The sequence below is a fragment of the Actinacidiphila sp. bgisy144 genome (assembly GCF_057708105.1).
In genome coordinates this window covers 1-24299 of the sequence record NZ_JBYIRM010000006.1, presented here as the reverse complement: position 1 = coordinate 24299, position 24299 = coordinate 1, and the positions used below count along the sequence as shown (strand labels likewise).

21 protein-coding genes are annotated in these 24299 nt (G+C 75.0%); 9 read left to right on the top strand and 12 right to left on the bottom strand.

Going from position 1 to position 24299, the window contains the following annotated elements; translation table 11 throughout:
* Nucleotides 1-14: 14 nt before the first annotated feature.
* From AC3EVP_RS08900 to AC3EVP_RS08875, 6 genes are all read right to left on the bottom strand, one after another.
* The gene (locus tag AC3EVP_RS08900; protein WP_435127892.1) at nt 15-788 is read right to left on the bottom strand and encodes a 3-oxoacyl-ACP reductase; all 774 of its coding nucleotides are present in this window, start codon (nt 786-788) and stop codon (nt 15-17) included.
* Between the two features lie 3 nt (nt 789-791).
* Nucleotides 792-2192, bottom strand: coding sequence for an aldehyde dehydrogenase family protein (locus tag AC3EVP_RS08895; protein ID WP_435127890.1), 1401 nt, complete (start codon nt 2190-2192; stop codon nt 792-794).
* Between the two features lie 115 nt (nt 2193-2307).
* Complete coding sequence (locus tag AC3EVP_RS08890; protein ID WP_435127888.1) at nt 2308-3027, bottom strand: gamma-glutamyl-gamma-aminobutyrate hydrolase family protein; 720 nt, start codon at nt 3025-3027, stop codon at nt 2308-2310.
* Complete coding sequence (locus AC3EVP_RS08885; RefSeq protein WP_435127886.1) at nt 3024-4430, bottom strand: glutamine synthetase family protein; 1407 nt, start codon at nt 4428-4430, stop codon at nt 3024-3026. Before AC3EVP_RS08885 ends, AC3EVP_RS08890 begins: the two co-directional genes overlap by 4 nt.
* Nucleotides 4427-5869, bottom strand: a complete 1443-nt coding sequence (locus AC3EVP_RS08880; RefSeq protein ID WP_435128248.1) for an amino acid permease — start codon at nt 5867-5869, stop codon at nt 4427-4429. The genes AC3EVP_RS08885 and AC3EVP_RS08880 overlap by 4 nt, the downstream gene beginning before the upstream one ends.
* Nucleotides 5870-6145: 276 nt before the next feature.
* On the bottom strand, nt 6146-6892 hold the full coding sequence (locus AC3EVP_RS08875; protein ID WP_335980847.1) for a FadR/GntR family transcriptional regulator: 747 nt from the start codon (nt 6890-6892) through the stop codon (nt 6146-6148).
* A 182-nt stretch (nt 6893-7074) separates the two neighbouring features.
* Here AC3EVP_RS08875 and AC3EVP_RS08870 point away from each other — a divergent pair, with 182 nt between their 5' ends.
* Together AC3EVP_RS08870 and AC3EVP_RS08865 are read left to right on the top strand one after the other, a co-directional pair.
* On the top strand, nt 7075-9150 hold the full coding sequence (locus AC3EVP_RS08870) for a GTP-binding protein (protein WP_435127884.1): 2076 nt from the start codon (nt 7075-7077) through the stop codon (nt 9148-9150).
* 154 nt (nt 9151-9304) lie between these two features.
* Complete coding sequence (locus AC3EVP_RS08865) at nt 9305-9682, top strand: DUF427 domain-containing protein (protein ID WP_435127882.1); 378 nt, start codon at nt 9305-9307, stop codon at nt 9680-9682.
* A 53-nt stretch (nt 9683-9735) separates the two neighbouring features.
* Here the strand turns inward: AC3EVP_RS08865 and AC3EVP_RS08860 are convergent, their stop codons facing one another.
* Nucleotides 9736-10350, bottom strand: a complete 615-nt coding sequence (locus AC3EVP_RS08860; protein ID WP_435127880.1) for a glyoxalase — start codon at nt 10348-10350, stop codon at nt 9736-9738.
* 69 nt (nt 10351-10419) lie between these two features.
* Between AC3EVP_RS08860 and AC3EVP_RS08855 the strand changes: the two genes are divergently transcribed.
* On the top strand, nt 10420-10986 hold the full coding sequence (locus tag AC3EVP_RS08855; protein WP_435127878.1) for a sugar O-acetyltransferase: 567 nt from the start codon (nt 10420-10422) through the stop codon (nt 10984-10986).
* 87 nt (nt 10987-11073) lie between these two features.
* Here the strand turns inward: AC3EVP_RS08855 and AC3EVP_RS08850 are convergent, their stop codons facing one another.
* The 3 genes from AC3EVP_RS08850 to AC3EVP_RS08840 form a co-directional block, all read right to left on the bottom strand.
* Nucleotides 11074-11568, bottom strand: coding sequence for a GNAT family N-acetyltransferase (locus AC3EVP_RS08850; RefSeq protein ID WP_435127876.1), 495 nt, complete (start codon nt 11566-11568; stop codon nt 11074-11076).
* Nucleotides 11565-12644, bottom strand: coding sequence for a LacI family DNA-binding transcriptional regulator (locus tag AC3EVP_RS08845; RefSeq protein WP_435127874.1), 1080 nt, complete (start codon nt 12642-12644; stop codon nt 11565-11567). Before AC3EVP_RS08845 ends, AC3EVP_RS08850 begins: the two co-directional genes overlap by 4 nt.
* 123 nt (nt 12645-12767) lie before the next feature.
* The gene (locus tag AC3EVP_RS08840; protein WP_435127872.1) at nt 12768-13514 is read right to left on the bottom strand and encodes a FadR/GntR family transcriptional regulator; all 747 of its coding nucleotides are present in this window, start codon (nt 13512-13514) and stop codon (nt 12768-12770) included.
* A 115-nt stretch (nt 13515-13629) separates the two neighbouring features.
* Here AC3EVP_RS08840 and AC3EVP_RS08835 point away from each other — a divergent pair, with 115 nt between their 5' ends.
* The 3 genes from AC3EVP_RS08835 to AC3EVP_RS08825 all read left to right on the top strand — a co-directional run bounded on the left by AC3EVP_RS08835 (nt 13630) and on the right by AC3EVP_RS08825 (nt 17455).
* The gene (locus tag AC3EVP_RS08835; RefSeq protein ID WP_435127870.1) at nt 13630-15198 is read left to right on the top strand and encodes a sialate:H+ symport family MFS transporter; all 1569 of its coding nucleotides are present in this window, start codon (nt 13630-13632) and stop codon (nt 15196-15198) included.
* Entirely contained in the window at nt 15198-16115 is a 918-nt protein-coding gene (locus tag AC3EVP_RS08830; RefSeq protein WP_335980835.1) for a dihydrodipicolinate synthase family protein, read from the top strand. The genes AC3EVP_RS08835 and AC3EVP_RS08830 overlap by 1 nt, the downstream gene beginning before the upstream one ends.
* 137 nt (nt 16116-16252) lie before the next feature.
* Nucleotides 16253-17455 carry a sialidase family protein gene (locus AC3EVP_RS08825; protein ID WP_435127868.1) on the top strand — a complete coding sequence of 401 codons (1203 nt, stop codon included), beginning with the start codon at nt 16253-16255 and terminating at the stop codon, nt 17453-17455.
* A 15-nt stretch (nt 17456-17470) separates the two neighbouring features.
* On the opposite strand, the gene AC3EVP_RS08820 is transcribed toward AC3EVP_RS08825, so the two are convergent.
* Nucleotides 17471-18598: a lipid II:glycine glycyltransferase FemX gene (locus AC3EVP_RS08820; protein WP_435127866.1), complete on the bottom strand. Its 1128-nt coding sequence runs from the start codon at nt 18596-18598 to the stop codon at nt 17471-17473.
* A gap of 214 nt (nt 18599-18812) precedes the next feature.
* On the opposite strand from AC3EVP_RS08820, the gene AC3EVP_RS08815 reads away from it, so the two are divergent.
* Nucleotides 18813-19985, top strand: coding sequence for a winged helix DNA-binding domain-containing protein (locus tag AC3EVP_RS08815; RefSeq protein ID WP_435127864.1), 1173 nt, complete (start codon nt 18813-18815; stop codon nt 19983-19985).
* Between the two features lie 24 nt (nt 19986-20009).
* On the opposite strand, the gene AC3EVP_RS08810 is transcribed toward AC3EVP_RS08815, so the two are convergent.
* Nucleotides 20010-22256: a glycoside hydrolase family 3 N-terminal domain-containing protein gene (locus AC3EVP_RS08810; RefSeq protein ID WP_435127862.1), complete on the bottom strand. Its 2247-nt coding sequence runs from the start codon at nt 22254-22256 to the stop codon at nt 20010-20012.
* Nucleotides 22257-22457: 201 nt separating this feature from the next.
* Between AC3EVP_RS08810 and AC3EVP_RS08805 the strand changes: the two genes are divergently transcribed.
* Nucleotides 22458-23072: a helix-turn-helix domain-containing protein gene (locus AC3EVP_RS08805; protein ID WP_335980829.1), complete on the top strand. Its 615-nt coding sequence runs from the start codon at nt 22458-22460 to the stop codon at nt 23070-23072.
* A 423-nt stretch (nt 23073-23495) separates the two neighbouring features.
* Nucleotides 23496-24254, top strand: coding sequence for a GNAT family N-acetyltransferase (locus AC3EVP_RS08800; RefSeq protein ID WP_435127859.1), 759 nt, complete (start codon nt 23496-23498; stop codon nt 24252-24254).
* The last annotated feature ends 45 nt before the right edge of the window (nt 24255-24299 follow it).

Genomic DNA, 24299 nt, shown 5'->3' with positions numbered 1-24299 from the left:
CGGGGCCGGGCCCGCTACAGCGGGGTCACGTAGGCGCCCGAGATCCCGCCGTCGACGAGGAAGGTGGACGCCGTGATGAACGACGAGTCGTCGCTCGCCAGGAACGCGACCGAGGCGGCCAGTTCCTCCGGTTCGGCGAACCGGCCGAGAGGAATGTGCACCAGACGGCGGGCGGCGCGCTCGGGGTCCTTGGCGAACAGTTCCTGAAGAAGCGGGGTGTTGACCGGCCCCGGGCACAGCGCGTTGACCCGGATGCCCTCGCGCGCGAACTGCACGCCCAGCTCCCGGCTCATCGACAGCACCGCGCCCTTGGACGCCGAGTAGGAGATCTGCGAGGTCGCCGCGCCCATCACCGCCACGAACGACGCCGTGTTGATGATCGAGCCCTTGCCCTGCCGCCGCATGTGCGGGATGGCGTACTTGCAGCACAGGTAGACGCTGGTCAGGTTGACCTCCTGCACCCGGCGCCAGGCGTCCGGTCCGGTGGTGAGGATCGAGTCGTCCTCCGGCGGGGAGATGCCCGCGTTGTTGAAGGCGACGTCCAGCCGCCCGTACGTGGCGACGGCCGTCTCGTACATGCCGCGCACCGCGTCCTCGTCGGTGACGTCGGCCCGCACGAACAGGCCGCCGACCTCCGCCGCGGCCGCGGCGCCGCTGTCCTCGTCGATGTCCACACAGACCACCGACGCCCCCTCGGCGGCCAGCCGGCGGGCACTGGCCAGCCCGATGCCGCTGCCGGCACCGGTGATCACCGCGACGCGGCCGTCCAGGCGTGCTGCGAGCGTCATTGCTCAATCCTCCGTGGCGATGAAGACGTTCTTGGTCTCGGTGAAGGCGTGCAGCGCGTCCGGGCCCAGCTCGCGGCCCAGCCCGGACTGCTTGAACCCGCCGAACGGTGTCGCGTACCGCACCGACGCGTGCGAGTTGACCGACAGGTTGCCCGCCTCCACCGCCCGCGCCACCCGGATCGCCCGACCCACGTCCCGGGTCCAGATCGAGCCGGACAGGCCGTAGGCGGTGTCGTTGGCGATCCGTACGGCGTCCTCCTCGTCGGTGAACGGCACCACGGCCACCACCGGCCCGAAGATCTCCTCGGTGAACGCCGGGTCGTCCGGCCGCACCGGCGACAGCACGGTCGGCGGGAACCAGAAGCCCGGCCCGTCCGGGGCGCTGCCGCGGAAGGCGACCGGCGCGCCCTCGGGCACGTAGGCGGCCACCGCAGCGCGCCGCCGCGCGGAGATCAGCGGGCCCATCTCGGTGGCCGGGTCGGCCGGATCGCCGACCCGCACCGCCTTGACCGCCGGCTCCAGCAGCGCCATGAAGTCGTCGAACACCTCGCGCTGCACCAGGATGCGGGAGCGCGCGCAGCAGTCCTGCCCGGCGTTGTCGAAGACCGCCGACGGCGCGGTGGCGGCGGCCTTCGCCAGGTCGGCGTCGGCGAACACCACGTTGGCGCTCTTGCCGCCCAACTCCAGTGTCACCGGCTTCACCTGGGCCGCGCACCCGGCCATGATCTCCTTGCCGACCCGGGTGGAGCCGGTGAAGACGACCTTCGCGACGTCCGGGTGCGTCACGAAGCGCCGCCCGACCACGTCGCCGCGGCCGGGCACCACTTCCAGCACGCCCGCGGGCAGGCCCGCCGCCAAGGCGAGTTCGCCCAGCCGCAGCGCGGTCAGCGGGGTCAGCTCCGCGGGTTTGAGCACCACCGTGTTGCCCGCCGCCAGCGCCGGGGCCAGCGCCCAACCGGCGATCGGCAGCGGGAAGTTCCACGGCACGATCACCCCCACCACGCCGAGCGGCTCGTGGAAGGTGACGTCCAGGCCGCCGGCGACCGGGATCTGCCGGCCGGACTGCCGCTCCGGCGCGGCGGCGTAGTACTCCAGCACGTCGCGGACGTTGGCCGCCTCCCACCGGGCGTTGCCCAGCGTGTGGCCGGAGTTGGCGACCTCCAGCCGCGCCAGGTGCTCGCGGTCGGCGTCCACCGCGGCGGCGAACGCCCGCAGCAGCCGGGCCCGGTCGGCCGGGGCGACCCGCCGCCACGGCCCGAACGCCGCCCGGCTGCGCGCGATCGCCGCGTCCGCCGCGGCCAGGTCCGCCATCGGCACCCGGTCGATGATCTCCTCCGTGGCCGGGTTCACCACCGGCCACACCCCGCCCCCGACGTCCGTCGCGGGGCCCTGTCCTGGGGCCATCAGCTGTCCACCCTGTTCTCGAAGCGGTCGGTCGATCGGTCGGTGCAGGGGCCGGTCGCGCGATGGGGCGGGCGGCCGGTGCAGGGGCCGGTGCGGCACGGACCGCGCGCCGGCGTCATCGTGCACCGGGCCGGGACGCGGCCGCCGCGGCGAACGCGGCGAACAGCCGGGGGTCGGACGGGTCGGTCTCCGGGTGCCACTGCACACCGACGGTGAACACGCCCTCGTGTGAGGCGAGTTCGAGCGCCTCCACGGTGTCGTCGCTGCTCCACGCGGTGGGGGTCAGCCCCCGGCCCAGGGTGTCCACGGCCTGGTGGTGGTAGCAGGACACCTCGGCGCTCGCGCCCAGGATGCCGTGCAGGACGCTGCCCGGCCGGGTGCGTACGCTGCGGCGCCCGAAGACCGCCGGGGCCGGCTGGTGGGCGCTGCCGCCGACCCGCTCCGGCAGGTGCTGGACCAGGGTGCCGCCCAGCGCCACGTTCAGCAGCTGCATGCCGCGGCACACCGCGAGCACCGGCAGCTCCCGGGCCAGCGCACCGGCGAGCAGTGCGAACTCCCAGGAGTCGCGCACCGGTTGGGGCACGCCGGTGCGCGGGTGCGGTGCGGCGCCGTACCGGGCCGGGTCCACGTCGGGGCCGCCGGCGAGCACCAGGCCGTCGAGGCGGTCCAGCACCTCGGCCACCCCGCCGTCCTGCGGCGGCAGCACCACCGCGGCGGCCCCGGCCCGGGCGACGGACGCGACATAGGTGTCCGGCACCAGCGCGGCGGGCTGCCGCCACACGCCCCACGCCGCCTCGTCGAGGTAGCCGGTGACGCCGACCAGCGGGCGCGTCACAGCCGCTCGAATCCGCGGCGCCGCTCCCAGTCGGTCACCGCCCCCTCGAACGCGGCCAGTTCGGTGCGCCCGGCGTGCGCGTAGTGCCGGACGACGTCCGCCCCGAAGGCCGCTTCGGCGACCTCGCTGCGAGCGAAGGCGTCCACCGCCGCCCCCAGCGTGGCCGGGACGCGCGGCGCGGCCGACGCGTAGGCGTTGCCGGTGAACTCCGGTTCCAGCGGCAGCCGTTGCTCCACCCCGTGCAGGCCGGCGGCGACCAGCGCGGCCACCGCCAGGTACGGGTTGACGTCGCCGCCGGGCACTCGGTTCTCGAACCGCAGCGACGGCCCGTGCCCGACCACGCGCAGCGCGCAGGTGCGGTTGTCCCGGCCCCAGGCGATCGCGGTCGGCGCGAAACTGCCGGCCACGTACCGCTTGTAGGAGTTGACGTTCGGCGCGAGCAGCAGCGCGAAGTCCGCCAGGCAGGCGAGCTGCCCGGCCAGGAAGTGCTCCATCACCGGCGAGAAGCCGTACGGGCCGTCGCCGGCGAGCACCGGGCGGCCCTCGGCGTCGCGCAGACTCAGGTGCACATGGCAGGAGTTGCCCTCCTTCTCGTCGTACTTCGCCATGAAAGTCAGGCTCACCCCGTCCTGCGCGGCGATCTCCTTCGCGCCGGTCTTGTACACCGCGTGGTCGTCGCAGGTGGCCAGCGCCGGCCCGTACTTGAAGGCGATCTCGTGCTGCCCGGGGTTGCACTCGCCCTTCGCGGACTCGACGGTCAGGCCGGCGCCGGCCATCCCGTTGCGGATACGGCGCAGCAGCGGCTCGATCCGGGAGGTGCCGAGGATGGAGTAGTCCACGTTGTACTGGTTGACCGGCGTCAGGCCGTGGTAGGCGCGGTCCCACGCCTGCTCGTAGCTGTCGCGGAACGCGATGAACTCCAACTCGGTGCCCGCGTAGGCGTGCCAGCCGTGCCCGGCGAGCCGGTCGAGCTGGCGGCGCAGCACCTGCCGGGGCGAGACACCGACCGGGGTGCCGTCGTGGTGGGTGACGTCGCACTGCACCATGGCGGTCGCCGGGTGCCAGGGCACCATCCGCAGCGTCGCGAGGTCCGGGGCGAGCACCAGGTCGCCGTAGCCGGCGTCCCAGGAGGAGACCTCGTAGCCGTCCACGGTGTTCATGTCGACGTCGACGGCCAGCAGGTAGCCGCAGCCCTCGGCCGCGCCGGGCACCACGTCGCTCAGGAAGAAGTCGGCCGCCACCCGCTTGCCCTGGAGCCGGCCCTGCATGTCGGTCATGGCCAGCACGACGGTGTCGACCGCGCCGGCCGCGACGCGCGAGCGCAACTCCTCCAGCGTCAGCCGGGGACGGCCGCTCCCGCCGCTCGGGCTGTCCGTGCTGTGCGTACGGGTCCCGCTGCTCAACTCGCCTCCAGGTCGCTGGGTTCGGCGCCGGACAAGGAGTCGCGGTCCTGCACCCGGGGGCCGGTGAACCAGTGCCGGGCCGAGACCAGCCACCACACCCCGGCGAAGCCCAGCACGACGCAGACCGCGACCGGCGTGTAGTTGAAGCTCGCCACCGTGATCGGGCTGACGGTCGGGAGCATGAACAGGATCGTGATCAGCCCGGTCCAGCCGACGGCCACGCTGCCCACCAGCCGGCTCCAGCGCCCCAGGTGCCAGGGCCCGGGCGTGAACGCGTCGCCCTGCCGGAGCCGCAGGTAGACCGGGATGACGTAGGCGATGTAGAGGCCGATCACCGACACCGACGTGACGGCCGCGTACGCGGTGGAGTTCCACAGCGCGGGCAGGCCGAGCAGGAAGGCGCCGGCCGCGGCCAGCCACACGGCGCTGGTCGGTGTCTGCGTCCGCGGGTTGATCCGGTGCCACAGGCGGGAGGCGGGCAGCGCGCCGTCCCGCGAGAAGGCGTAGATCATCCGGGAGTTGGCGGTCACCGACGCCATGCCGCAGAAGAACTGGGCGCCGATCACGATCAGCAGCAGGAGCTTGGCGCCGGTGTGGCCGATCGCGTCGATGAAGATCTGCGCCGGCGGCACCCCGCTGCTGGTGGTCCGCTCGCCGTCGTAGTCCTGGATGGCGTAGGTCAGGCCGAGCAGCAGCACCCACCCGGCGACCAGCGACACCACGATGGCGTTCACGATGCCGCGCGGGCCGGAGCGGGCCGCGTCGTGGGTCTCCTCGGTCATGTGCGCGGACGCGTCGTAGCCGGTGAGGGTGTACTGCGCCAGCAGCAGGCCCAGCATCGAGACGTAGAAGGGGCTGTGGAAGCCGGTGTCGTCGACGAACCTGCTGAAGACGAACGACGTGGAGGAGTGGTGGTCGGGCACGAACACCAGCACCGCGACGATGACGAGCACGCCGACCAGGTGCCACCACACGCTGACGTCGTTGAAGAGCGCCACCAGCCGCACACCCAGGGTGTTGAGCAGGCCGTGCGCCAGGAGGATCACCGCGAAGAGCTCCACGGTGTGGCCGGGGGTGGCCGACAGGCCGAACTGGAGGTCCAGCAGGGCGTTGAGGAAGGTGGCGGCGCCGTAGTCGATGCCCGCGGTGACCGCGACCTGCCCGAGGAAGTTGAACCAGCCGGTGAACCAGCTCCACGCCGGGGCCCGGGAGGGCGCGAGCTTCGCCGCCCAGTAGTACAGGCCGCCCGCGGTCGGGAAGCTGGAGCAGATCTCGGCCATGGCCAGGCCCACACACAGCGTCATCAGCCCGACGACCGGCCAGCCCCAGGTGATGAGCGCCGGGCCGCCGGTGTTCATGCCGAACCCGTACAGGGTCAGGCAGCCGGAGAGGATCGAGACGATGGAGAAGGAGACGGCGAAGTTGGAGAAGCCCGACATCGAGCGGGCCAGCTCCTGGACGTAGCCGAGTTCGCGCAGCCGCTGCTCGTCGGCGGAGGGGGAGGCGGGAGTGGGGGGTTTGGGGGGAGTGGGGGGACTGGCGGTCGGGTCCGGCGGGCGGGGAGCAGACATGGGCGTCTCCCGGGCTGGTTAATGGAATGAACCTGTTCCATTAGCGGGGAGACCGTCTCACTCCGCCGGACGCGCCGTCAAGAGCGCGGTGGGCGGCGGCGGTCGGTCCGGTCTGCGGCCTGCCGGGTGCGGGCGGACCGGAGTTCAGCCCAGGAAGCCGCGCAGCAGCGACGCGGTCGCGGCGAGGTGCTCCTCGGCCGCCCGGCGGGCGGTGGCCGGGTCGCCGTCGAGTATCGCCGCCACGATCCGGGCGTGCTGCGCCTGCGAGTGCTCGATGTTGCGCGGCAGCAGCGGGATCGCGTTGAGCAGGTCGTTCAGCCGCATCCGGGTGTCGGCGATGCTCGCCGCCAGCGACCTGGACCCGCTCAGCTCGGCTATCGCCAGATGGAAGCGGGAGTCGGTGCGCCGGTAGTCCACCGCGTCGCACTGCTGGGTGTCCCGCAGCCGGTCGGCGAGGTGGCGGCGCTCCTGGGGGCCGAGCGCGCGGCCCGCGGCCAGTTCGGCGGCGCCGATCTCCAGCGCCCGGCGGTAGGCGAGGGTGTCCTCCAGCTCGTCCGGCGCCCGCTCGGCCGAACGCCCGGGCGGCCCGCCGTCCGCGCCCCCGGGCCGGTGCGTGACGAAGGTCCCGCCGGTGCGGCCGCGCCGCGACTGCACGTACCCCGCCTGCTCCAGCGAGCCCAGCGCCTCCCGCAGCGTCACCCGGCTGACCCGGAACCGCTCCGCCAACTCCCGTTGCGGGGGCAGCCGTTCACCGTGTGCGACCACACCGAGCTTGATCACCTGGAGCAGCCGCTCGACGGTCTCCTCGAAGGCGTTCCCGGCCCGCACCGGCCGGAAGAACGCGGCGCCGCTCAGCGTGCCGGCAGCGTCCGGCTCGGACAACTCGCTCATCCCGCCATTGTCCGCCCGCCGCCGGAAAACACGTTGCCCCCGGTATGCGGACGTGCTGTGATCGGCCGGTCACGCACGCCGGCCACCCGGGCCGGCCACCGACCGAGGAGCAGTGAAGATGCGCGGTTCCGTCATGCCCGCCCCGGAAGCCACCACCCCCGACCCCAAGGACATGACGGCCTGTGCACTCGCTCAACCTCGGCATCCTCGCGCACATCGACGCCGGTAAGACCAGCCTCACCGAGCGGCTGCTGTACGCCGCCGGTGTCATCGACGAGATCGGCAGCGTCGACCGCGGCAGCACCACCACGGACACGCTCGCGCTGGAGAAGCAGCGCGGCATCACCATCAAGTCCGCCGTGGTGGCCTTCACACTGCCCGGGGGCGGCGCCCCCGACGGAGGTCCCGGCGGCCCGGACGTCAACCTGATCGACACCCCCGGCCACCCCGACTTCATCGCCGAGGTCGAGCGGGTGCTCGGCGTGCTCGACGGCGCCGTCCTGGTCGTCTCCGCGGTCGAGGGCGTCCAGCCGCAGACCCGCGTCCTGATGCGCACCCTGCGCCGCCTGCGCATCCCCACGCTGATCTTCGTCAACAAGCTCGACCGGCGCGGCGCCGACCTCGACCGCACCCTTCGGGCCGTCGCCGGCCGGCTGACCCCCGACATCGTCGCGATGACCGGCGCCCGCGCCCAGGGCACCCCGCAGGCGGCCGCCCCGCCGTACACCGCGGCCGACCCCGGCTTCGACGCGCGGCTGCTGGACCTGCTGGCCCGCCGCGACGACCGGCTGCTGGCCGCGTACGTCCGCGACGAGCACGCCGTCGACCACGCCCGGCTGCGCGCGGCGCTCGCCGAGCAGACCGCGGCCGCCCTCGTCCACCCGGTCTACGCGGGCTCCGCCGTCACCGGTGCGGGAACGGGCGCCCTGATCGCGGGCATCGCCGCACTGCTGCCGGCGCGCCGCCCCGACCCGGACGCGCCCGTGCGCGGCACCGTCTTCAAGATGGAGCGCGGCCCGGCAGGCGAGCGCATCGCCTACGTGCGGGTGGCCGCCGGGACCGTCCGCACCCGCGACCGGCTGCCGGTGCACCGCGGCGGCGGCCCGGTCGGGGAGGGCCGGGTCACCGCGCTCAGCGTCTTCGAGGCCGGCACCGACACCCGGCGCGACCACGCCCCGGCCGGGCGGATCGCCCGCGTCTGGGGCCTGGGCGACGTGCGGATCGGCGACACCGTCGGAGCGCCGCCGCCCGCGGCGGGGGAGGACCGGCACTTCGCGCCGCCGTCCCTGGAGACGGTCGTCACCGCCCGGCGCCCGGCCGACCGCGGCGCGCTGCACGCCGCGCTCGTCCAACTCGCCGAGCAGGACCCGCTGATCGACCTGCGCCGGGACGAACTGCGGCAGGAGATCGCCGTGTCGCTCTACGGCGAGGTGCAGAAGGAGGTCATCCAGGCGACGTTGGCCGGCGAATTCGGACTCGACGCCGACTTCCGGCCCACCACCACCCTGCACATCGAGCGCCCGGCCGGGACCGGCGCCGCCGTCGAGTCCATCGCGAAGGACGGCAATCCGTTCCTGGCCACGGTGGGGCTGCGGGTCGCGCCGGGCCCGGCCGGCAGCGGGGTCGCATTCGGGCTCGGCGTGGAACTGGGCGCGATGCCCTACGCGTTCTTCGCCGCGGTGGAGGAGACGGTGCGCCGCACGCTGGAGCAGGGGCTGCACGGCTGGCGGGTGACCGACTGCGCGGTCACGATGACGCACTGCGGGTACTGGCCGCGGCAGAGCCACGCGCACGGGACCTTCGACAAGAGCATGTCCAGTACGGGCGCGGACTTCCGCGGGCTCACCCCGCTGGTGCTCATGGCGGCGCTGCGGCAGGCGGGCACCACCGTGCACGAGCCGATGCACCGCTTCCGGCTCGACCTGCCCGCCGACGCGCTGGGCACGGTGCTGCCCGTGCTGGCCCGGCTCGGCGCGCTGCCCCGCACCCCGGCCGCGCACGACGGCGGGTACGAACTGGCCGGCGACATCCCCGCCGCCCGCGTCCACGACCTGGAGCGGCGACTGCCCACGCTCACCCGGGGCGAAGGGGCGCTGGAGAGCGCCTTCCACCACTACCGGCCGGTCACCGGGAAGGTGCCGGAGCGGCCGCGCACCGACCACAACCCGCTGGACCGGGAGGAGTACCTGCTGCGGGTGCTGCGGCGGGTGCCGGGAGCCGGCGCGAACGGAGGGCGGGTCGGCGGCGGCGACGGGTGAGCCGTCGGCAACGGGCGTGAGCCGGCGCAAATGGCGGATGGGCCGGCGGGAATGGCGGGTGGGTCGGCGGGAATGGCGGGTGGGCCGGCGGGGTTGACGTGGGGGAGGCCCGGATGACCGTCCGGGCCGACCCGGCAGGAGTTCTGGAGTCCTCATGGCCCGCCCCGTCAAGACGCCCGGCCCCGACCACCCCATCACCGTCGAGCCGACGGCCGCCCGCGTCGTGGTGCGCGCCGGCGGCAAGGTCGTCGCCGACACCACCGCCGCGCTCACCCTCCAGGAGGCCGACTACCCGGCCGTCCAGTACATACCGCTGGCCGACGTGGCGGCGGACGCGCTTGCCCCCACCGATACCAGCACCTACTGCCCGTACAAGGGCGACGCCTCGTACTACTCGCTGGTCACCGGCGACGGCACCATCACCGACGCCGTGTGGACCTACCGCGAGCCGTACGAGGCGGTGGGCGCGATCGCCGGGCATGTCGCGTTCTACCCGCAGCACGTGGAGGTCGAGCAGCTCCAGAGCGCCTGACCAGGGGTTCGCGTCTGACCGTGGGCGCCGGGCCGCCGCGCCCGGCGCCCGGTTCAGGCGGGCTGCTCCCAGGCGAAGCCGTCCGGGTCGGTGAAGGCCCCCCGGTCGCCGCCGACCACGGCCATCCGGTGCGAGCCGCTGCCGTCGGGCGGCACCCCGGCGTCCTTGGCGAGGGCCGCCCGGCCGTACAGCGCCAGCTGCACCGGGCTGCCGGGCGCGGCGAACTCCACGTACTTGCGGCCGAAGCTCTTGCCCACGGTCAGGCCCTGCCCGACGTAGAACTCCTTGGTGGCCTTCACGTCCGCCACGCCCAGCAGCAGCACGAAGCGGTCCACCTCCCGCGTCGCCGGGCCCTGGTCCTTCTTCTCCGACGTCGCCACCTTCCACAGCGCCCCGTCCGGCGCCCGCACCACGCCCCCGTAGCCCCAGAACGACTTCGCGGCCGGCTTCACCGCGGTGGCGCCCGCGTCCAGGGCCGCCTGGAGGAAGCCGTCCACGGTGGCCGGCCGCGCCACCGTCAGCGACAGCGTGAAGCCCCGGAAGCCGCTGGTCTCCCCCTCGGCCGGCCGCACCCGCAGCCGCCCGCCCAGGCCGAAGGCGGCGGCGTAGAACTCCTCGGCGGCGGCGGGGTCCTCCGCCTCCAGGACCACGGATTCGATGGAAGTCATGTCCCGACGGTAAGCACGGCTCCCCGCCCCCGCCCGCTCCCCCTGCTCCATCCGGGCACACTGGGGGCCATGGGTGTGAACAAGGAACGCATGCTGGCCGGCGAGTGGTACATCGCGGACGACGAGGAACTGGGCGCGGACACCAGGCGGCGCGAGGAGCTGTGCCGCGCGTTCAACTCCGCGACCGGGCCCGAACAGCGCGGGATCGTGCTGCGCGACCTGCTCGGCTCGGTCGGCGACCAGGTGCGCGTCCGCCCGCCCTTCCAGTGCGACTACGGCACCTACATCACCATCGGCCCGCGCACCTTCGTCAACTTCAACGCGGTCTTCCTCGACGCCGCCCCGATCACCATCGGCGCCGACGTCCAGATCGGCCCCAACGTCCAACTCCTCACCCCCACCCACGAACTGGACCCCGACCGCCGCCGCGCCGGCTGGGAACGCGCCCTGCCCATCACCATCGGCGACAACGTCTGGCTCGGCGGCGGCGCCATCGTCTGCCCCGGCGTCACCATCGGCGCGAACACCGTGGTCGGCGCGGGCTCCGTCGTCACCAAGGACCTCCCGCCGTCCGTCCTGGCCGTGGGCAACCCGGCCCGCGTCCTCCGCCCCCTGCCCCCGCCGTCCGAAGCGTGACCTCCACCGACCCGCAGGAACGCCCCCTGCCCGCCCCGTACGACGGCATCCTCGCGGAACCGCCTGTTTGGCCCGGCTGAGGCGGTGTCAGGGGAGGGGGCGGTGGAAGGCGGTGGCGGGTTTGTGGTTGAGGGTGAGGGGGGTGGTGGGGCGGAAGGCGTTGCGTTCGAGGACGGCGCGGGAGGCGGGGTTGTCGTCGGTGACGCGTGCGGTGAGGGCGCTGAGGGCGTAGGCGGTGGCGGCGAGGTGGCAGATCTCGCGGACGGCGGCGGTGGCGAGGCCGCGGCCGGCGGCGTGCTGGGCGATGCGGTAGCCGAGCTCGGCGGAGCGCTCGGGGGTGACGCGGTAGAGGTTGACGCGGCCGGCGACGTCGCCGTGCGGGGTGAGCAGGACGTGCGGGTAATCCTCGCCGGCGGCCTGGAAGGCGAGGAGCTGGGCGAAGTGGGCGTCGAAGTCGGCGAAGAACGCGTCGCCGCGGTCGGGTACCCAGGCGGCGAAGTACGCCCGGTTCTCGCGCTCGAAGGCGAGCACGGCGGTGGCGTGTTCGGGCCGCAGCGGCTGGAGGCTGAACGGTTCGCTCACCCGGCGCCCCCCGGCGCCGGACCGGTGGAGCCGCGCAGCACCAGTTCGGTGGCCAGCTCCACATGCAGGGTCTCCACGGTGTGCTGCTCCAGCAGCCGCATCAGCAGCGAGACCGCCATCCGCCCCATCTCCTCCAGGGGTTGGCGCACCGTCGTCAGCCGCGGCACCGTACTGCGGCTCAGGTCGATGTCGTCGAAGCCGGTGATCGACAGGTCCGCCGGCACCGCCAACTCCCGTTCGTACGCCGCCCGCAGCGCGCCGACCGCGGCCTTGTCGTTGAACGCGACCAGCGCGGTGGGGCGTTCGGGCAGGTCGAGGAGTTCGCAGGCCGCGGCGTAACCCCACCCGGCGGTGGGCTCGATCGAGCGGACCAGCTCGGGGGAGGGCAGCACGCCCGCGTCCGCGAGCGCCGACGTGTGGCCCGCCAGGCGGGACTTGGAGACCAGCCAGTCGCTCGGCCCGCCGATCACCCCGATCCTGCGGTGCCCCAGCTCCACCAGGTGCGCGGTGACGCTGCGGGCCGCGGTGAGGTTCGCCGCCGACACCGACGCGATGTCCCGCGGCAGCGGCGTGCGCGGATCGATCACCACGAACGGGAAGTCCTTCGCCCGCAGCGCCTCCAACTCCCGCTCCGGCTCCGGCGGGACGATCAGCAGCGCCCCCGCGATGCCCGGGTCGTCCGGCAGCGAGGGCAGCACCTGGGTGGCCCGCGCCGCGTCGCCCGCGCTGAGCACCAGCCGCCGCCCGTGCAGGTCCACCGCCTCGGCGACCGACGAGACGATCACCCCGAAGTAGTCGGTGAGCACGTACGGGCAGCGGACGTAGATCGCCCCGGTCGCACTGCCGCGCCGGGCCGGCGCCTGCGCGCCCAGCCGGGCCACCGCCCGCCGCACCCGGCTCTCGGTGTCGGGCGCGACCCGCACCTGCCCGTTCATCACCCGCGAGACCGTCGCGATCGACACCCCCGCCTCGGCCGCGATCGCCCGGACCGTCGCCCGGCCGGTGCCGGTGCCGGTGCCGGTGCCCGTGCCCCCGCCTCCGGCCCCGCCGCCTGCGTTACCGCTCCCGCTCGCCACGCGTTACACCCTCCCGTTTCGCCCGGGCAGCGTAACCCCCTTGTCCACGAGCCCACCAGGGTGCGCCGGCCGTTTCACCGCGTTACACGCGTCGGCCCGCACCCGGCCGCACCGCGCCGGGCCTCACGCCGGGCGGGCCCGGTCCACCGCCCACCGCTCGGTGCGGGCGATGACGTCCGCGAAGTGCTCGGCGATGGCGGCCGCCGCCGCGTCCGCGTCGCGCGAGCGCAGCGCGGCCAGCACCTTGCGGTGCTGGCGCACCACCTGCTCGTGGTCGGTGCGCGCCTTGCCCACCTCGCCTTCGAGCTGCCGGTACACCCCCCAGAACAGCGCGATGAGCTGGAGCGCCAGCGCGTTGCCGAGCGGCTCGTAGAGCAGTTCGTGGAAGCGCCGGTCGTGGTCGGCGCGGGCCGCGGCGCCGTCGGCGGCCAGCGCGTCCAACTCCGCCTGGAGCCGGTCGAGATCGGCGCCGGACAGCTCGACGGCCGAACGCCGGATCAGCCCGCTCTCCAGCAGCGCCCGCACCTCCACGATGTCGCGCAGCGCGCCGGGGTGCTCGCGCCGCACCGCCAGCCGCGCGTGGAAGAGCAGCCCGGGCGCCATGGACAGCAGCTGCGCGGTGCCGACGTAGGTGCCGTAGCCGTGCCGGACGTCCACGATGCCCAGTGCCTGGAGGCCCTTGAGCGCCTCGCGCACCGAGTTCCGGCTGACCCCCAGGGCCCGCATCAGCTCCGGCTCGGGCGGCAGCGCGTCCCCCGGGTCGAGGTCCAGCTCGACGATCAGGTCGGTGATCCGGTCCTGGACCGAAGGCTGCCGGCCGCGGGCGCGCGGTGCGTCCTTCGGTGCGAGGGGCTTGCGCTCAGCGGGCATGGCGCCTACGTTACCGGGACGGTAGGACGTCGGACGTCCTACGTCCAACCTCATCGGAGGACCCGGCCCCGCTCCGAGTCCGCCGTCCGAGCCCGCTCCCGAGGAGGAGAGCCGCATGAGCCGCTCGACGGCCCCACCCCTGCGCTGGCGCGCGGAGCTGTCCGGCCAGGACTGGAAGGCATTCACCGCGGCCTGGCTGGGCTACGCGATGGACGGCTTCGACTTCGTCCTGATCACGCTGGTCCTCACCGAGATCGCCCACGACTTCCACCTCTCCACGGTCACCGCCGCGACCCTGGTCTCCGCGGCCTTCGTCTCCCGCTGGTTCGGCGGCCTGGCCATCGGCGCGCTCGGCGACCGCTTCGGCCGCCGCCCCGCGATGGTGCTGAGCATCGCGCTGTACGCGACCGGCTCGGTGCTGTGCGGCTTCTCCTGGGGCTACTGGTCGCTCTTCGCCTTCCGCATGGTCGTCGGCCTCGGCATGGCCGGCGAGTACGGCACCAGCGTCACCTACCTCATCGAGAGCTGGCCGCGGAAACTCCGCAACACCGCCAGCGGCATGATCCTTTCGGGCTACCCGCTCGGCGGGGTGCTCGCCGCGAAGACCTACGCGTGGGTGGTGCCGCACAGCAGCTGGCGGGTGCTGTTCTGGATCGGGGTGCTGCCGGTGGTCCTGGCGATCTACCTGCGGCGCAAGCTCCCGGAGGCCGCCGAGTGGCAGCAGGCCGCCGACGCCGGGCGCCGCCCGGTCAGCGCCACCGCGATCCTCTTCGCCGCCGGCCGGCGCCGGGCGGCCAACATCGTGCTCTGCCTGGTGGCCGCGGTCGCGCTCGTCGCGGTGCTGCGCGGGCAGGACACGGCCGTCACGCTCGGGCTCGTCGCCGTGGTCACCGCCTGCTTCGTCACGCTGACCGTCCAGTTCGCCGGGCGGCTGTGGCCGGTGGTGGTGGCGCTGATGGTCACCGTGTTCTGCGCGTTCCTGTACTCCTGGCCGCTCCAGGCGCTGCTGCCGACCTACCTGAAGACCTCGCTGCACTACAGCCCGGACCAGGTCTCCGACGCGCTGCTGTACGCGGGCTGCGGCTACGCGGTCGGCTCCGTGCTCAGCGGCTACCTCGGGGACCGGTTCGGCACGCGGATCGCGTACACCGGGATGCTGACGGCCTCGCTCGCCTTCGTGGTGCCGGTCTTCGCCCTCGGCTCGGGACACACCGTGTGGATGTGGGTGCTGCTGTTCCTGCTGGTCGGCACCGGCTCGGGCGGCTCCGGGGTGCTGCCGAAATACGTCAGCGACCACTACCCGCTTCAGATGCGGGCGGCGGCGCTCGGCTTCAGCTACAACGTCGGCGCGCTCGGCGGCGCCGCGGCCCCGATCCTCGGCGCGAAGCTCGCCGAGCCCCTCAGTCTGGGTACCTCGATCGCCGTGCTCGGCGTGGCGCTCACCGCGCTCGTCGTCCTGCTGGTCGGATGCGACGTACCGGCCCGGGTGCAGGCGGCCGCGGACCGGCGGGCGGAACGCGCCGGGCTGCCCCCGCGCGAGGGCCCGGCCCCGCGCCACGGCCCGGCCGCGGACACCGGCCCGGCGGCCGTCGCCGCACCGCCAGGACCTCCCGCACCGCCCGCACCACCACCCGCCGCCGGCAACGGCGCCGGCCCCGACCCCGACACCTCGAAGAGGACCTGATGTTCCACGGAGTCGTCCCTCCCCTGTGCACCCCGCTGACCGACGACGGGGACGTGGACACCGCGTCGCTGGAGCGGCTCGCCGCCTTCCAGCTCGACGCGGGCGTGCACGGCCTGTTCGTCGGCGGCTCCACCGGGGAGATCGCCCAACTGACCGACACCGCACGGGACACCGCGCTGCGCACGGTCGTCGGCACCGCCGCCGGGCAGGTCCCGGTGCTCGCCGGGGTGATCGACACCGGGACGCTGCGCGTGCTGGACCACGCCCGGCGCGCGGCGGCGATCGGCGCCGACGCGGTCGTGGCCACCGCGCCCTTCTACGTCGGCGTCACCGAGCCGGAGGTGCGCGCCCACTTCGCACTCCTGCACGCCGCGCTCGACGTGCCGCTGGTCGCCTACGACATCCCGGCCAACACCCACGTCAAGCTGTCGCCCGCCCTGCTGGTGGGCCTCGCCCAGGACAAGGTGATCGCCGCGGTCAAGGACTCCTCCGGCGACCTGGAAGGCTTCCAACGGGTGCTCGACGGCACCGCGGGCAGCGGTGCCGGGTGCCTGACCGGCTCCGAGACGCTCGCCGACCTCGCGATGGAGCGCGGCGCGGACGGGATCGTGCCCGGCCTCGGCAACGTCGACCCGCACGGCTACGTACGGCTCTACGAGGCCGCGCGGCGCGGGGATCTGGCCGCCGCGCGGGCCGAACAGCGGCGGCTCACCGAGCTGTTCGGGATCATCGAGGTGCCCGACCGGGGGCGGATCGGGCGGATGTCCGCCGCCCTGGGCGCGTTCAAGGCGGCGCTCGTGGCCCGCCGTGTCATCCGCTCCGGCCGCACCCTGCCCCCGCTGCTGCCCCTCACCCCGGAGGAGGCGGCCGCCGTCGCCGCCCGGGTCGGCGCCGCGGAACTGGGCCCGGTCGGATAGCCGGTCGGCGGCCGGAGCACCCCACGGGTCAGCGGCACGGAAAGCAGCACCGGCGGACCGTTCGGAGCGGCCGTTCGGAGCAGCCGTTCACACAGGTTGTTCGGAGAACACGTTGTTCGGAGAAGAGGAGACCGCGCATGTCGTTCAGCCGCCGCAGGCTCGTCGTACTGCCGCTCGCCGCCGGAGCACTCGGCTTCGCCGGGCTGTCGACGCGGGCCGCCGCCGCGGAGGGCGGCCCGACCGCTCCGGTGCCCGGGACCACGGTGTTCACCTCCGGCGCGGACGGCTACGCCGTCTACCGCATCCCCGCCGTGGTCCGCACGGTGCGCGGCACCCTCGTGGCGTTCGCCGAGGCGCGCAGCGGAAGCGCGGACAGCGCGCGGACCGTGGTCGTGGCCAAGCGGTCCGCCGACGGCGGCCGCACCTGGGCCGCGCAGGCGGTGGTCGCGGGCGACGGCAGCGACACCCACGGCAACCCGGCCCCCGTGGTGGACCCGCGCACCGGCCGTATCACCCTGCTGACCTGCACCAACGGCGCCGGGGTGACCGAGGCGCAGATCATGTCCGGCCAGGCGTCCGCGGCGGACGGCCGCAGGGTGTGGGTGCAGCACAGCACGGACGACGGGCGGACGTTCACCGCGCCGCGCGAGATCACCGCCACCGCCAAGCACCCGGACTGGCGCTGGTACGCCACCGGCCCGGGCCACGCGATCGCGCTGACGGCCGGCCGCCACCGCGGCCGCCTCGTGGCCCCCGCGAACCACTCGGTGCCGCCGCCGGCCGGCTCCGCGGACACCGGCACCGAGGCGAAGTACTACGGCGGCCACTGCCTGCTCAGCGACGACGGCGGCACCACCTGGCGGATCGGGTTCCTCGACGACACCCCCGACGGCGTGGTCAACGCCAACGAGACCGCCGCCGCCCAACTGCCCGACGGCACCGTCTACTTCAACGCACGCAACCAGAACGGCAGCGCGCCCGGTGTCCGGGTCGACGCCCGCAGCGCGGACGGCGGCACACACCTGGAGCAGCCGTACGCGCCCCAACCGGGCCTGGCCGGACCGGTGGTGCAGGGCAGCCTGCTGCAACCCGCCGCCGGGCCACTGCTGTTCGCCGGGCCGGCCGACCCCGACGCCCGCGCCGCCATGGCGGTCCGCACGAGCACCGACGGCGGCCGGACCTGGACGGAGGTGTTGACCCTGTCCCCGCTCCCCGCCGCCTACAGCGACCTGGTGCAGACCGGCCCCGGCGAGGTCGGCCTGCTCTACGAGACCGGTGCGGCAAGCGCGTACGAGCGGATCGCCTTCGCCCGGCTGCGCCTGGCCGAACTGCGGCCGTAGCGCGGGGACTTGCCGTCAGCGGCGGGAGAGGTACGCGTCCAGGGCGCGGTGCAGCACCCGGTTGACCGGGAAGTCCCACTCGCCGAGGTTCTCGCACGCCTCGCCGCCCGCACCCGACTTGAAGCGCAGCAGCCCCACGTGCGGGTCGTCCGGGTCGACGGTGTCCGTGATGCCGCGGAAGTCGTAGACGGACGCGCCCAGTTCGCAGGCGTCCCGGATCATCTGCCACTGGATCGCGTTGTTCGGCTGCACCTCGCGCCGCAGCACCGCGGAGGCGCCGTAGGAGTACCAGACGTGCCCGCCGACCGTCAGCATGGTCGCCGCCGCCAGCACGTCGCCGTCGTGCGCGGCGAGGTAGAGCCGCATCCGGTCCGGGTGCTCGGCGGTCAGGGCGTCCCACATCCGCCGGAAGTACGGCAGTGGGCGCGGCAGGAAGCCGTCGCGCGCCGCGGTCCCGACGTACAGCCGGTGGAACTCCGGGAGGTCCCCGGCGTCTCCGCGGACCACTTTCACCCCGGCGTTCTCCGCCTTCCTCACGTTGCGCCGCCACTGCTGGCTGAAGCCGCGCAGCAGGTCCTGTGGGGCCCGGTCCGCGACCGGCAGCCGCCACACGAACCGCGGCTGGCCCGCGCCGAAGCCGTCCGCGCCGGTCCTGGCCGGCCGCCAGCGCGCCGCCCGCAGCCGCGCCGCCACCTCGCCGGCCCGCGGGTCCTGCCACGTCGGCGCCGCCTGGCCCAACCGGGTGATGCCCGGGTCGGCGATCGCGGCCTTGACCGCCGCCGCGTCCCAGGTGCGCGCCTCCACCCGCGGCCCGACGCGCACCGCGAAGGCGCCCTGCGCCCGGCAGTGCGCCACCAGCGGCGCCAGCCACCGGTCCAGGTCGGCTGCGTGCCAGTCGATCACCGGGCCCTCGGGCAGGTACGCCAGCGATCGCCGCACCCCCGGCAGCGGCCGGTACAGCACCAGACCCGCCCCGACCAGCTGCCCCGCGGCGTCCGACCACCCCAGGCTCTCCGCCCGCCAGTCCGGTTTCACCCCGCCCCACGACGGCATCTGCGTATGGCTGGCGCCGCCCCGCGCCGCCACGAACTCCAGATGCCGCCGGGTGCTGATCGGTGCCACGGTGTACGTCGTCGATGCCATCAGGGAACTCAGCCGCCCTTCGTCTGCGCGCGCGGCCTCGCGGGAGGCGCCGCGCGTCAACGTGTCGCGCCGGTCCCCGCAGCGTACGACGGCCCCGGCGGCCCGGCTCGGCGGCGCGGACCGGCGATAGGTCGCGGCGGCCGGGTGCCGCGGCCGGCCGCACCGGCCCGGTGCGGGCCGTACCGCCCTCGCGCCGGCGCGGCATAATCCCTGGATGGGCATCACCGCGCGGCAGCTCACCCTGGCCACCCTGGACCGTCAACTCCTGCTCCGGCGCGAGCCGTTGGACGTGGCCGAGGCGGTGCGCCGGATATGCGCCGCGCAGGCGCAGGCTGCCGCGTCGCCGTATCTCGCGCTGTGGAACCGGGTGAGCGGCTTCGCGCCGGACGACCTCGACGCGGCGTTCGCGCAGGGCCGGGTCGTCAAGGCGAGCCTGATGCGGATCACGCTGCACGCCGTGCACGGCGCGGACTACGCGGACTGCCATGCCGCGATGCGCGCCAGCCTGCGGGGGGCGCGGGTGTACGACCGCCGCTTCACCTCGGCCGGGCTGACCGCGGCGGACGCCGACGGGCTGCTCGCGGAGCTGCCCGGGCTGCTGGCGGGACCGCGGACCGGCGCGCAGATGGAGGAGGAGCTCGGGCGGCGGTTCGGGGCGGGCGCGCAGCGCCTGTGGTGGGCGCTGCGCACGTACGCGCCGCTGCACCATGTGCCGACCGGCGGCCCGTGGGCGTTCCGGCTGCCGAACACCTACCGCGCGGCCCCGGCGGCCCCTTCGGCGGACCTCGGCCCTGACCTAGGCCCGGAGGCCGGCGCCGACACCGCCGAGGACGCGGCGGTGCAGCGGCTGCTGCTGGCCTACCTGCGGGCCTTCGGCCCGGCGACGGCGCGCGACTTCGCCCGGTTCACGCTGCTGACCAGCCCCGTGGTGCGCCGGGCGCTGGACCGGCTCGGGGAGCGGGTGGTGCCCGTGGCGGGCCCGGACTCCGGCGCCCTGCTGGACCTGGCGGACGCCACCGTGCCCGAGCCGGACACGCCCGCCCCGCCGCGGCTGCTGCCGATGTGGGACAGCGTGCTGATGGCCTACGCCGGACACGGCCGGATCGTCCCCGAGGAGTACCGCCCGCTGATCGTCCGCCGCAACGGCGACACCCTGCCGACCCTGCTGGTGGACGGGCAGGTCGCCGGGGTCTGGCGGGCCGTGGACGGCGGGGTGGAGCTGACCTCCTTCCGCCCCCTCCGCGCAGCCCGGTGGCGCGCGCTGACCGAGGAGGCCGAGCGGCTGTCGGCGCTGCTCGCCGACCGCGAACCGGCCGTCTACAGCCGCTACCGGCACTGGTGGGACAAGGGCTTCCCCGCCGACCGCACCACCGTCGTCACGCCCTGACCCCACTGCCCGCCCGGCGAGCGGTCACACGAGGGTCAGGGCGAGGTGCCGGGTGCGCTGCGAGTCGCCGCCCACGTGGACGTCGATCCGGCCGGGCTCCAGGACCAGCGCGCCGGTGTCGTCGGCGAGGAAGCCGAACTCGGCCGCGCCCAGCGAGAAGACCACCTCGGTGCGCTCGCCCGCGCCGAGCGCGACCCGCCGGAAGCCGCGCAGCTCGTGCACCGGCCGCACCACGGAGGCGACCGGGTCGTGCAGGTAGAGCTGCACCACCTCGTCACCGTCGCGCGCACCGGTGTTGGCGACCGGCACGGCGACCTCGACCCGCGCCCCGGCCAGCAGGTCGGCCACCGCGACGCTGCCGGCCGCGGTGCGGGGCGCGCTGACCTCGAAGGAGGTGTAGGACAGGCCGTGCCCGAAGGGGAAGCGCGGCCCGTACGGCTGGTCGAGGTATCCGGTGACGTAGGGCTTCGCCGGGTCGGCGGGGTCCGCCGGGCGGCCGGTGTTCTCGTGGTTGTAGTACAGCGGGAGCTGCCCGACCGAGCGGGGCAGCGTCACCGGCAGCTTGCCGCCGGGGTTGACGTCGCCGAACAGGACGTCGGCCAGCGCCGGCCCGGCCTCAAGGCCGCCGTGCCAGGCGAGCAGCACCGCGGGGGCCCGCTCGATCCAGCGCTCGGTGACCAGCGGGCGCCCGGCGACCACGGCCACCGCGAACGGCCGCCCGGTGGCCGCGACCTGCGCGATCAGCTCCTCCTGCCCGCCCGGCAGCGTGATGTCGGCGCGCGAGGACGCCTCCCCGCTGAGCGCGGACTGTTCGCCGACGACCACCAGCGCCATGTCCGCCGCGCGCACCGCCTCGACGGCCGCCGCGCCGCCGGCGGCGTGCTCGATCCGCAGCTCCGGCGCCGCCGCCCGCAGCGCCGCGAGCACGCTCACCGCGGGGAAGCGCCGCTCGCCGGGACCGGACCAGGTGCCGTGCAGGTCGGCGGAGTCCGCGTACGGGCCGACCACCGCGAGCGAGCCGCCGCCGCTGCGGTCCAGCGGCAGCACCCCGCCGTCGTTCTTCAGCAGCACCGCGCAGCGCGCCGCGGCCCGCCGCGCCGCCGCCCGGCTCTCCGCGGTCGGCCCGGCGATCTCCGCCGCCTCGTCGGTGTACGGGTCGTCGAAGAGGCCGAGCCGGGCCTTCAGACGCAGCACCCGGCGGACCGCGTCGTCCAGCCGGCCCTGGCCGACCAGCCCCGCGGCCAGCAGCGCGGGGCCGTGGTCGCCCACGTGGGTGCCGGCCATCTCCATGTCCAGGCCCGCGCCCAGCGCCAGGCGGGCCGCGTCGGCGCCGTCGGCCGCGAAGCCGTGCACGATCAGCTCGTCCACGCCGCCCCAGTCGCTCACCACGACCCCGTCGAAGCCCCACTCGTCCTTCAACACGCCCTGGAGCAGCGGGCGGTTGGCGTGCGAGGGCACCCCGTTGACGGTGTTGAACGCCGCCATCGCCGTGGCCGCCCCGGCCCGTACCGCCGCCGCGAACGGCGGCAGGTAGACGTTGCGCAGCCGGCGCGCGGACAGGTCCACGGTGTTGTAGTCGCGGCCGCCCTCCACCGCGCCGTACCCGGCGAAGTGCTTCGCGCAGGCCGCGAGCCGGTCGCCCCCGTACAGGTCCGCGCCCAAAGCGGCGTCCGGGGCGCCGCCCGCGTCGGCGCGCAGGAGGTCGCCGAGGTCGCCGCTCGCGCCGTCGTACCCCTGCTCGGCGGCGGTGCCCTGGTAGCCGTGCGTCTTCGCCGCCGCGAACCGCGCGGTCAGATACGTGTCCTCGCCGCAGCTCTCCGCGATCCGGCCCCAGCGCGGCTCGCGCGTCACATCCATCATCGGCGCGAACGTCCAGTGCAGGCCGTTCGACCGGGCCTCCCGCGCCGAGGTCCGCGCGTCCGCGACCGCCACCTGCGGGTCGAAGCTCGCGGCCTGCGCCAGCGGCACGGGGAACGTCGTCCAGTAGCCGTGGATCACGTCGAACCCGAAGAGCAGCGGGATACCGAGCCGGGACTCCTCCACGGCCAGCTTCTGGAGCGCGTTGGTGTGCGCGGCGCCCACCAGGTTGAGCACCGAGCCGAGCCGGCCCTCGCGCGCGGCGGCCTCCGCCAGGTGGTTCTGGCCGCCGCCCGGACCGGTGTCGCCGTTCCACGCGAGCTGCTGGAGCTGGCCGAACTTCTCCGCCGGGGTCATCTGCGCCAGCAGGTCCTCGATGAGGGCGCTGTGCCGGTCGGTCGGATGCTGTGCCATGGGTGTGCGGGCTCCCCGGGTCGATGGTGCGGCGGTGCGGGCGTGCGGGCGTGCGGCGGTGCGGTCGTACGGTGGTGCGGTGCCGCCGCGTACCAGGTCAGGGACGAGGACGCGGCCGGTCCGACGATAGTGCGCGGGACTGTCCGCCGTACGGCCGGGCACCGCGCCGCGCGGCGGAACTTGACAAACGGCGTTGCCGGGATGGCACATACGGATATGGCCGAACTGCACGAAGTCCTCGCCGAAGTGGGCCCCCGGCTGCGCAGCCTGCGCCACGCCCGCACCTTCACCCTCGCCCGGGTCGCCGAGGAGACCGGCATCTCGCTGAGCACCCTGTCCCGGCTGGAATCCGGCCGCCGCAAACCCACCCTCGAACTGCTGCTGCCGCTGGCCAAGGCGTACGGCGTGCCCCTCGACGAACTGGTCGGCGCGCCCGCGACCGGCGACCCGCGCATCCACCCGCGGCCCTTCACCCGCCACGGCCAGACCTACGTGCCGCTGACCCACTACCTCGGCGGGCTGCACGCCTACAAGCAGATCATGCCGGTCCGGCCGGGCGGCCCCGACCCGGACAGCCCGCTGGAGCAGCGCACCCACGAGGGCTACGAGTGGCTCTACGTGCTCTCCGGCCGGCTCCGGCTCGCCCTCGGCGACCGCGACGTGATCCTCACCGCGGGCGAGGCGGCCGAGTTCGACACCCGCACCCCGCACGGCTTCGCCAACGCCGGTGACCGGCCGGTGGAGTTCCTCGCCCTCTTCGGGCCGCAGGGCGAGCGCGTCCACCTGCGCGCCCGCTCCGTGCCGGGCTCCTCCTGACACCGGGGGCGCCGGAGGGTCCCCGTGGGGTCCCGTGGGGACCGACGCGCCCCGAAGGTCCCGCCCCCGCCCCGCACCACGGCCCGGCGGAAAACCCGTTGCGCCCGGCGGGGGCGCCCTGGCAGAGTCGGCCCCGCCCGCGGCCGCGACGGCCCGGTGCTCGCACGCAACGCTCTCACGGTGGGGAACGAAGTCCATGGTTCCGGCGTCCCGCAGCGGCCGCCGTACGCACGCAACGGTCCGCGGCGCCGCCGCCCGTTCGTGCCGCGCGCTCTGACGTACGCGGCCTGCCACCGCGGTGCCCCGGGCACCGCCGGTCGCCCTCGCGCGGGGGCGGCCCGCCCCGCGCCTCCCGCCGGCGCCGTACCCACGGCAGCCCGGGACCGGCGCACCACCCACGTTCCGTGAGGCCACACCACCACCATGCGCACCCCTGTGCAGAGCTTCGCCGTCGCCAACCTCCGCCGCCGCCCCGAGGCCGTGGCGACCGGCGGGTTCGTCGCGGGCTTCGACCCCGCCACCACCAGCCCCTTCGTCAACTACGCCACCCCGCTGCCCGGCGCCGAGCCGACCGCTGCGGACGTCGCGGCGCTGGTCGCCGCCTTCCGCGGCCGCGGGCTCACCCCGCGGCTGGAGTTCGCGCCCGACAGCGCGCCCGCGGTCGAACCCGCGCTGCGCGCCGCCGGGTTCGGCACCGAGGCGGTGCACACGTACCTGGTCTGCGAGCCGGGCACGCTGACCGTGCCGCCGCCGTCCGACGCCGGGTTCGCCGTCGCGGTGCCCACCGCCGAGCCGGAGTACGCGGCGATCGACGCGGCACTGGCCGAGGCGTTCACCGGGGAGTCCACCGCCTCGCCGGAGGGCGCCGCGCGGCTGCGGCGCCTCCAGGACGGCGGGGGAGCGGTGCGGTACGCGCGCACCGCCGACGGCGGCTGCGCCGGCGCCGCGTCCTGCTCCCCGCCCGCGGTCGGCACCGCGGAGGTGGCGGGCATCGGCACCCGTCCGGCCTTCCGCCGCCGCGGCGTCGGCGCGGCCGTCACCGCCGCCGTCGCCGCGGCGATGTTCGAACAGGGCGCCGCCTCGGTGTGGTTGGAGTACTCCGGCGACGACTCCCGCCGTGTCTACGAACGCCTCGGCTTCACCCCGCAGGGCACCCGTCTCTACCTGACCCTGGAGGAGTAGCCGCAGCGGTAGGGGGGGGGGGGGGGGGGGGGGGGGGGGGGGGGG